General features: G+C 69.2%; 7 protein-coding genes and 1 riboswitch. Of the genes, 6 read left to right on the top strand and 1 reads right to left on the bottom strand.

The window, feature by feature from the left end:
* Positions 1–122 precede the first annotated feature (122 nt).
* Entirely contained in the window at positions 123–1,031 is a 909-nt protein-coding gene (locus tag QMX85_RS20005; protein WP_282343834.1) for a transporter substrate-binding domain-containing protein, read from the bottom strand.
* A 267-nt stretch (positions 1,032–1,298) separates the two neighbouring features.
* Positions 1,299–1,387: riboswitch (glycine riboswitch) on the bottom strand.
* A gap of 297 nt (positions 1,388–1,684) precedes the next feature.
* Between QMX85_RS20005 and QMX85_RS20000 the strand changes: the two genes are divergently transcribed.
* From QMX85_RS20000 to QMX85_RS19975, 6 genes are read left to right on the top strand one after another with little or no spacing between them, the layout of a single operon-like run.
* Positions 1,685–2,644, top strand: a complete 960-nt coding sequence (locus QMX85_RS20000; protein WP_282343832.1) for a MoxR family ATPase — start codon at positions 1,685–1,687, stop codon at positions 2,642–2,644.
* 59 nt (positions 2,645–2,703) lie between these two features.
* Complete coding sequence (locus tag QMX85_RS19995) at positions 2,704–3,588, top strand: DUF58 domain-containing protein (RefSeq protein WP_282343838.1); 885 nt, start codon at positions 2,704–2,706, stop codon at positions 3,586–3,588.
* Positions 3,585–4,079: a DUF4381 domain-containing protein gene (locus QMX85_RS19990; protein WP_282343830.1), complete on the top strand. Its 495-nt coding sequence runs from the start codon at positions 3,585–3,587 to the stop codon at positions 4,077–4,079. The genes QMX85_RS19995 and QMX85_RS19990 overlap by 4 nt, the downstream gene beginning before the upstream one ends.
* A complete protein-coding gene (locus tag QMX85_RS19985; protein ID WP_282343828.1) occupies positions 4,072–5,136 on the top strand; it encodes a VWA domain-containing protein in 1,065 nt (354 codons plus the stop codon). The genes QMX85_RS19990 and QMX85_RS19985 overlap by 8 nt, the downstream gene beginning before the upstream one ends.
* Positions 5,133–6,881 (top strand): VWA domain-containing protein, encoded by a 1,749-nt coding sequence (locus QMX85_RS19980; protein WP_282343825.1) that lies wholly within the window; start codon positions 5,133–5,135, stop codon positions 6,879–6,881. The genes QMX85_RS19985 and QMX85_RS19980 overlap by 4 nt, the downstream gene beginning before the upstream one ends.
* Positions 6,878–8,512, top strand: a complete 1,635-nt coding sequence (locus QMX85_RS19975) for a BatD family protein (RefSeq protein WP_282343823.1) — start codon at positions 6,878–6,880, stop codon at positions 8,510–8,512. Before QMX85_RS19980 ends, QMX85_RS19975 begins: the two co-directional genes overlap by 4 nt.
* The last annotated feature ends 82 nt before the right edge of the window (positions 8,513–8,594 follow it).

Below are 8,594 nucleotides of genomic sequence, written 5' to 3'. Positions count from 1 at the left end.
AGCGACCAGAGGGCGCGCCAGTTCCAGGTGTAATCCATGCGGGTATCCGGGCGAGGGGCAGCGGACGCGGGCCGGAACCGGCCCGCGGGAAACACCGGAGCCGGCGAGCCGGCCCCAGCGACTTACTGGTAAACCTGCGGATCGGCGCTGTCGGTCGGCGCGGCGATGACCTTCTTCAGCTGCTCCGACATCGGCAGGTTCATCAGGATGCCGCGCGGCGGAATCGGCTGCAGGAACCACTTGTCGTAGATCGCGTTGATCTCGCCGCTGGCATAGAGCGCGCCTAGGGTCTGGTCAGCCAGCGCCTTGAACTGCGCATCGTTGCGCCGCAGCATGATTCCGTAGGGCTCCACGGAGAGTGCATCGCCAACGATCTCCCAGATTTCCGGGGAGCGCGACGAGGCGATCACCCCGGCGAGGGAAACGTCGTCGAACACGTAGGCGACCGCGCGGCCGGTTTCCACGGTGAGCAGCGCCTCGGCATTGTCCTTGGCGGACAGGATGCGCATGCCCAGGTCGTCCTTGTTGTTCGCTTCGTTGAGCAGACGCACGCTGGTAGTGCCCGCCGGCGTCACGATGGTCTTGGCCTTGAGGTCCTGCAGGCCGGTGATGTGGTCGGCCTTCTTCGCCATGATGCGCACGCCGGCAACGAAGTAGGTGGTGGAGAACGCGACCTGGCGCTGGCGTTCGGCGTTGTTGGTGGTGGTGCCGCACTCCATGTCGATGGTGCCGTTGGCCAGCAGCGGAATGCGCGTGGTGCCGGTTACCGGCACGTACTCGACCTTCAGGTCGGGCTTGCCCAGCTTGACCTTCACCGCATCGACCACCTTGCCGCACAGGTCCATGGCGTAGCCCACGGGTTGCTGCTTGTCGTCGTAGTAGGAGAACGGAATGCCGCCATCGCGGTGACCTACGGTGATGCTGCCGGACTCCGCCACTTTCTTCAGCGTGCCCTCCAGTTCCTGCGCATTGGCCAGCGAAACCCACGCCGCCAGCACACAGATGCCCGCGCCCAACAGACCCTTCTTCATGCCGCCTGACTGCTTTGTGCTTGTCATGAACTGACCCCGATCCGCTATTGAAGAGGCGAGGACAGGCACCGGGACGATGCCAGCCCGCGCAGCTTGATCCGCCAAGGATGGCCAATCGAAGGGGAAGGAGATCGAGCGCAGTGGCACTGACAAAGGGCAACGCAGCAGATTTCCAACCGAATCATCGGCCATCTGCCCCTTCTGTCATGGTTGCCTGAGAGCGTTATCCCGTCGGCGGGCGCATGCGGCGCCTCTTTCCAGAATGCGGTGAACCCCACGGTCCTTTTGCCTGAGAGTTTCCGGGGCGGTTGCTCCTTCGGCGCCGGCAGGTAGCCGGTCTCTCCCGTGGTTGCGAGAGATATACCCAATAAAGACGATAACCTCAATAAACTATCTGGTACATTTTTATTAAAGTAGTGTTTTGCACCACACATGAACACTCACGCACGCCAGTGCACCCTGAGGTCGCAAAGATCGGCGCCCGTTTCGCACCGCCAGGACACCCCGAACGACAGTCGCGCACCACGGCGGAACACGTCCGGAGCGTCCCCCGCAGCGGTGCATGCAGCCTTAGCTACGCCCGCCGCCTTCGATTAAGATACGACGCCTTCGACGAGCGGCTCTGGCTCGCCATCCCAACCGGAACTGACCCCATGGAACACCGCGAAGCGCTGGTCGCGCTGCGACAATTTCTCTCCAGCCAGATCCTCGGCCAGGAAAAGCTCGTCGAACGCATGCTGGTGGCGCTGCTCGCCGATGGCCACATGCTGGTCGAGGGCGCGCCGGGCCTGGCCAAGACCAAGGCCATCAAGGACCTGGCCGAGGGCCTGGAAGCCGAATTCCACCGCATCCAATTCACCCCCGACCTGCTTCCGGCGGACATCACCGGCACCGAGATTTATCGCCCGGAAACCGGCAGCTTCGTGTTCCAGCAGGGGCCGATCTTCCACAACCTGGTGCTCGCCGACGAAATCAACCGAGCACCGGCGAAGGTGCAGTCGGCGCTGCTCGAAGCCATGGCGGAGCGCCAGGTCAGCGTCGGCCGCAGCACCTACGACCTGTCGCCGCTGTTCCTGGTGATGGCGACGCAGAACCCCATCGAGCAGGAAGGCACCTACCCGCTGCCCGAAGCGCAGCTCGACCGCTTCCTGATGCACGTGAAGATCGGCTTCCCCGACGCCAGCGTAGAACGCAAGATCCTCGCCCAGGCCCGCGGCGAAGCGCTGAACGGCGAAAGCCTGCCCGAGCGCCGCGTCAGCCAGCAGGCCATCTTCGCCGCGCGCAAGGAAATCCTCGGCCTCTACATGGCCGATGCGGTGGAGGAATACCTGGTGCAACTGGTCATGGCCACGCGCACCCCGGCCAAGTTCGACGCCGAACTCGCCGAGTGGATCGCCTACGGCGCCAGTCCGCGCGGCTCCATCGCCCTAGACCGCTGCGCGCGCGCGCACGCCTGGCTGGCCGGCCGCGACTTCGTCAGCCCGGAAGACATCCAGGCGATGCTCTTCGACGTCCTGCGCCACCGGGTGATCCTGTCCTTCGAGGCCGAGGCTTCGGGCGTCGACCAGGACAAGGTGATCCAGCGCATCCTCGACGTGGTGGCGGTGGCGTGACCACCCACCCGCTGCCGCTACAGCCCGGCATCCGCAGCGACCTCGCCGAGCTGATCGACATGCGCCACCGGGTGCGCGAGGTGCAGCTGTTCTCCACGCCGAGCCGGCGCAGCCCGCTGATCGGCCTGCACCATTCCAAGCTGCGCGGGCGCGGCGTGGATTTCGACCAAGTGCGCGTGTATCAGGCCGGCGACGACGTGCGCACCATCGACTGGCGCGTCACCGCGCGCACCCAGGAGCCGCACACCAAGCTGTTCCACGAGGAGCGCGAACGCCCGGTGTTCGTCCTGGTGGAACAGAGCCGGCGGCTGTTCTTCGGCTCCGCGCTGCAATTCAAGTCGGTGCTCGCCGCGCGCGCAGCGGCACTGATCGGCTGGGCCGCGCTGGGCCACAACGACCGCATCGGCGGGCTGGTGTTCGGCGATCACGAGCACCACGAAATACGCCCGCGGCGCAGCAAGCAGAGCCTGCTGCAACTGCTCAACCGGCTGGTGCGCGCCAACCAGGCGCTGCACAGCGAAGCGCAGCCGAACCGCGACGCCTTCGGCCTGGCCCTGCGCCGCGCCCGCGAAGTGCTGCGCCCCGGCAGCCTGATGCTGGTGCTGTGCGACGAGCGCGCGCTGTCCGAGGCCGCCGAACAGCAGCTCGCCCTGCTGGCGCGACACACCGACCTGGTCCTGCTGCCGCTCTCCGATCCTCTCGACCACGAGCTGCCGGCGGCCGGGCTGCTGCGCTTCGCCGAACGCGGCGCGCGGCTGGAACTCGACACCCACGCCGCCGAGCTGCGGCTGGTCTACGCCGCCCAGGCCGAGGAACGCGGGCAGCGCTGGCAGCGTCTGGCGCAGAAGCTCTGCGTGCCGCTGCTGCCGCTGAGCACGGCCAGCGACCTGGTCGACCAGCTGCGCGACCACCTCTACGTGCAGCGTTCGGAAAAACGCAAATGAACCCGCTCGACCAACTCCAGCCCCTGATCGCGCCGCCGCCGGTTTCCGCCTGGCCGCCGGCGCCTGGCTGGTGGCTGCTGGCGGCGCTGCTGCCGATCGCGCTCTGGGGCCTCTGGCGGTTGCGCGGGCGGATACCGCACAGGCGCCGCGAACGCCGCGCCGAGGTTCGTCTCGACCCGCTGCGCCAGGCCGCCCTCAACGAACTGGAGCAGCTGCCCAAGCCCTACGACGACGCGCCGGCCGGCCCCTGGCTTCAGCAACTCAACGCGCTGCTCAAGCGCCTGTGCCTGGCGCATTACCCGAACGACCACTGCGAGACCCTCAGCGGGCGCGCCTGGCTGGCGTTCCTCGACAACCGCTGCCCGGCGGCCGGGCTGACGCGCTGGATGGTCCTCGTCGACGGCGCCTACCGGCCGCAATGCCGGCTCGACGACAAGGCCATCGCCGGCCTGCAGCAGGCCATCGACATCTGGGTGCGCAAGCATGTTTGAGTTCGCCTGGCCGTGGTTACTGCTGCTCGCGCCGCTGCCCTGGCTGCTGCGCCTCCTGCTGCCGCCTGCGGACAGCGGCGAGGCGGCGCTCAACGTCAGCTTCCTTGACGAACTTGAAGGCCTCGCCGGACGACGCGCCCGCGCCAACCTGCCGGCCTGGCGCCAGCAGGCGCCGTTCGCCGCGCTCTGGCTGTTGCTGCTGCTCGCCGCGGCGCGCCCGCAATGGGTCGGCGAACCCCTGCCCTTGCCGGCCAGCGGCCGCGACCTTCTGCTGGCGGTGGACGTGTCCGGCTCGATGGATTACGCCGACATGCAGTGGGACGAGCAGCCGGCGAGCCGCCTGACCCTGGTCAAGCGCCTGCTCGGCGATTTCATCGAGGGCCGCCGCGGCGACCGCGTCGGGCTGATCCTGTTCGGCAGCCAGGCGTATCTGCAATCGCCGCTGACCTTCGACCGCCACACCGTGCGCACCTGGCTCGACGAAGCGCTCATCGGCATCGCCGGCAAGAACACCGCGCTGGGCGACGCCATCGGGCTGGCGGTCAAGCGCCTGCGCGAGCGCCCGGCCGACAGCCGCGTGCTGGTACTGGTCACCGACGGCGCCAACAACGGCGGGCAGATCGATCCGCTGACCGCCGCACGCCTGGCCGCCGAGGAACAGGTGAAGGTCTACGCCATCGGTATCGGCGCCGACCCCGCCGACAGCGGCACCCTCGGCCTGCTGGGGCTCAATCCTGGCCTCGACCTGGACGAGCCGACGCTGCGCGAAATCGCCAGCCTCACCGGCGGCGAGTATTTCCGGGCACGCTCGCAGGACGAACTCAAAGCCATCGGCGAAAGCCTCGACCGGCTCGAGCCGGTGGCGCAGAAACCGACCCAGGCGCGTCCGGCCCGCGCGCTGTACAGCTGGCCGCTGGCCGCCGCGGTGCTGCTCAGCCTGGCGCTGGTGGCGCACGCCCTCTGGCCGCACCCGCGTTTCGCCCAGCGCCTGCCGCGCAAACTCACGCGGCTCAAGCCGCTGTTCGCCAAGCGTCCGCGCTGGAGCCGCCGCCCATGATCGCGCTCTGGCCACATTGGCTGCGGCCGTTCTGGCTGCTCCTGCTGCCGCTGTTCGGCTGGCTGCTGTGGCGCCTCTGGCACCGCGAACAGCGCAGCGGACGCTGGCAGATGTTGTTGCCGCCCGCCTTCCACGACGTACTGCTGTCCGGCGGACGCGGTCGCAACAGCCGGCTGCCGTGGGTCGCCCTGGGCCTGGCCTGGCTGCTCGCCCTGCTGGCCCTGCTCGGCCCCAGCTGGCAACGCACCGAGCAGGTCAGCCAGAAGCGCAGCGACCCGCTGGTGGTGCTGCTCGAACTCACTCCGGAGATGCTCGCCACCGACGCCACGCCGAACCGCCTCGCCCAGGCGCGGCGCAAGCTGCTCGACCTGCTGGAGGCCCGCTCCGAGGCGCAGACCGCGATCGTCGTCTATGCCGGCAGCGCCCACACGCTGGTGCCGCTGTCCTACGACCACTCCACCGCGCGCAACCTGCTCGATGCGTTGAAGCCGTCGATCATGCCAGAGCCGGGGCGCCGCGCGGACCTCGCCGTGGCGCAGGCGCTGGCCCTGCTCGAACAGGGCGCACAGGGCCGCGGTCGCTTGCTGCTGATCGCCAGCAGCCTCGACGAACGCGAGCGCCAGGGCATCCGCCAGGCGCTCGACAGGCATTCCTCGCCGTTGCTGATCCTCGGCGTCGGCACGCCCCAGGGCGCACCGATCGCCCTCGAAGGAGGCGGTTTCCTCAAGGACGACCAGGGCGCGATCCTCCTGCCCAGGCTGGACGAGAGCGGCCTGCAGCGTTTCGCCGGGGAACTGCATGGCCGCTACGCACAGGCGCGCATCGACGAGGCCGACCTGCGGCAACTCGGCCTGCTGGACATGCCACAGGGGCTGCGCGAGGACGGCGAGGTCACCCAGTTGGCGCTGTGGGCCGACCAGGGACACTGGCTGCTGCTGCCGCTCCTTTTGATCGCAGCCTGCGCCGGCCGGCGCGGCTGGCTGTTCTGCCTGCCGTTGCTGTGGGTATTGCCGCAGCCGGTGTTCGCCTTCGGCTTCGACGACCTCTGGCTACGCCCCGACCAGCAGGGCCAGCGCCTGCTCGAAGCGCAGCGTCCGGCGGAAGCCGCACGGCGCTTCGAAGACCCGCGCTGGCAGGGTCAGGCGCTGTATCGCGCGGGCGACTATCCGGCAGCGGCCGAGCGCTTCGCCCAGGGCAGCAGCGCCGCCGATCACTACAATCGCGGCAACGCACTGGCCAGAAGCGGCGAGCTGGAAGAAGCCATCGACGCCTACGACGCGGCGCTGGAACGCCAGCCGGACCTGAGCGCGGCGCAGAAGAACAAGGCCCTGGTGGAGGAACTGCTGCGCCAGCGCCAGCAGGAGAAATCGCAGAACCCGGGCCAGGGCAGCCCGTCGCCGGAGGCGCAGCCTGGCGAACAGGCGCCGCCCGAGAGCACGCCGAGCACCGCGCCGCCGTCGAGCGACGCCCGCGAGAAACCGCCCGCGCGACCGGCGGGCGATGCCGCGCCGGCCGATACCGCGCCTACCGATGCCGCGGGCCCGCAACCGACCCCGAAGGACGCCGCCCAGCCGCCCGACGACGAAGAAACCACGCAGCGCCGCACCCTCGACGACTCGCCGCTGGACGGCGAGCGGCGCCAGGCACTCGAACAATGGCTGCGGCAGATACCGGACGATCCGGCCGAACTGCTGCGCCGCAAGTTCTGGTACGAACAGAAGAAACGCCAGGAAAACCAACCATGATGCGCCTGCTCGGCATTCTCCTGCTGGCCCTGCTGCCCGGCTTCGCCCAGGCACTGGAACTCAACGCCAGCGTCGACCGCACCCGTCTCGACGAGGGCGACACCCTGGAACTGGCGCTGGAGTCGGACGACGTCGCGCAGTTCGGCAAACCCGACCTGAGCGCCCTCGACGCGCTGTTCGACGTGCTCGGCACGCGCCAGGTCAACCGCCTCGCCGTGGTCAATGGCGAAACCCGCCAGGTCACGCGCTGGATCGTCACCCTGCAACCCAGGCAGACCGGCTACGTGGTGATCCCGCCGCTCAGGCTCGGCGACGCCAGCAGCCAGCCGATCACCCTGTACATCGAGCCGGCCGGCAGCAGCGGCAGCGCGAAGATGGCGCCCGTGTACATCGATGCGAGCGTCGACCGCGAGAAGGTCTACGTGCAGGCGCAACTGGTTCTGACCCTGCGCATCTACCACTCGGTGCCGCTGTACGACGACAGCAGCCTGACGCCGCTGCAGATGGAGGACGCGCGGGTCGAGCCCCTCGGCGAACCGCGTACCTACGAGAAGGAAATCGGCGGCGTGCGCCACGGGGTGATCGAGATGCGCTACGCGATCTTCCCGCAGCAAAGCGGTGCGCTGAAGATACCGCCACTGGCGTTCAGCGCGACCCTGGTGGAGAACGCGCCGAGCAGCGGCCTGCTGCCGTTCGGCTCGCGCCCGGGCCGGCTGACGCGGGTGAAGTCACCGGAAATCCCGCTGCAAGTGCTGCCCAAGCCGGCCAGCTACCCGGCCGACGCGCCCTGGCTGCCGGCCAGCGCCCTCAGTCTGTCGGAAGCCTGGAGCCCGGAGCCGGACGAGGTGAAGGTCGGCGATTCGCTGACGCGCAACCTGATCCTGCGTGCCGAAGGTCTTTCCAGCGCCCAACTGCCGCCGATCGGCGATACCCGCAGCGATGCGCTGCGACGCTACCCCGACCAACCCCATCTGGCGAACCAGGCGACCGACGCCAGCCTGATCGGCAGTCGCGAGCAGAGCGAGGCGCTGGTGCCGATCCACAGCGGCGCCATCGACCTGCCGGCGCTGGAGGTGGTCTGGTGGAACACCACCGAGGACCGCCTGGAGCGCACCACCCTGCCGGAACGGCACATCGAGGTGGTCGCCGATCCGCTTCTGGAGGCTCCCGGCCTGCCACCCGCCGAGGCGCCGCAAGCCGCCGAGTACGCCGCACCGCTGTGGCCCTGGCAGGTGCTCAGCGCGCTGTTGGCCTGCACCACGCTGCTCGGCTTCGGCCTCTGGTGGCACGCGCGCCAGCAACCCGCCGTGCAACGGGTGGCACCCACCGGGCCCAGCCCGCGCACGCTGCTCGACGACCTCAAGCGCGCCTGCCTGGCCAACGACACCCAGGCGACGCGCCAGGCGCTCGACGCCTGGGCCCGCCAGCAGCCGGAGACCCTCGCCGACATGGCTGCGCGCTTCACCCCGCTGTCGGACGCACTGGATGGACTCAACGGCTCGCTCTACAGCGAAACCGGGCAGCACTGGCAGGGCGAAGACCTGTGGCTGGCGATCCGCACCCTCCCCCCTGCCGAAGCCGCCGCCACGCCCCAGGAACCCAGCCCGCTGCCGCCGCTGTATCCGCGCTGACGAATCCGCCGCCCAGCCCCTGCGCAGCGTAGGGTGGGTGAAACCCACGCGGTCGGTGTCCCGCCGAGCACTCCGATCCAGG

The sequence above is a fragment of the Pseudomonas sp. PS02288 genome, from assembly GCF_029959715.1.
GTDB classification, from domain to species: domain Bacteria; phylum Pseudomonadota; class Gammaproteobacteria; order Pseudomonadales; family Pseudomonadaceae; genus Pseudomonas_O; species Pseudomonas_O kuykendallii.
The sequence above is the reverse complement of the archived record's forward strand: the minus strand, read 5'-3'. Positions and strand labels throughout refer to the sequence as shown.

Excerpts from the sequence above, each read along its gene's own strand:
- QMX85_RS20005 (WP_282343834.1), bottom strand. The coding sequence starts at position 1,031 with ATGAAGAAGGGTCTGTTGGGCGCGGGCATCTGTGTGCTGGCGGCGTGG.
- QMX85_RS20000 (WP_282343832.1), top strand. The coding sequence starts at position 1,685 with ATGGAACACCGCGAAGCGCTGGTCGCGCTGCGACAATTTCTCTCCAGC.
- QMX85_RS19995 (WP_282343838.1), top strand. The coding sequence starts at position 2,704 with ATGCGCCACCGGGTGCGCGAGGTGCAGCTGTTCTCCACGCCGAGCCGG.
- QMX85_RS19990 (WP_282343830.1), top strand. The coding sequence starts at position 3,585 with ATGAACCCGCTCGACCAACTCCAGCCCCTGATCGCGCCGCCGCCGGTT.
- QMX85_RS19985 (WP_282343828.1), top strand. The coding sequence starts at position 4,072 with ATGTTTGAGTTCGCCTGGCCGTGGTTACTGCTGCTCGCGCCGCTGCCC.
- QMX85_RS19980 (WP_282343825.1), top strand. The coding sequence starts at position 5,133 with ATGATCGCGCTCTGGCCACATTGGCTGCGGCCGTTCTGGCTGCTCCTG.
- QMX85_RS19975 (WP_282343823.1), top strand. The coding sequence starts at position 6,878 with ATGATGCGCCTGCTCGGCATTCTCCTGCTGGCCCTGCTGCCCGGCTTC.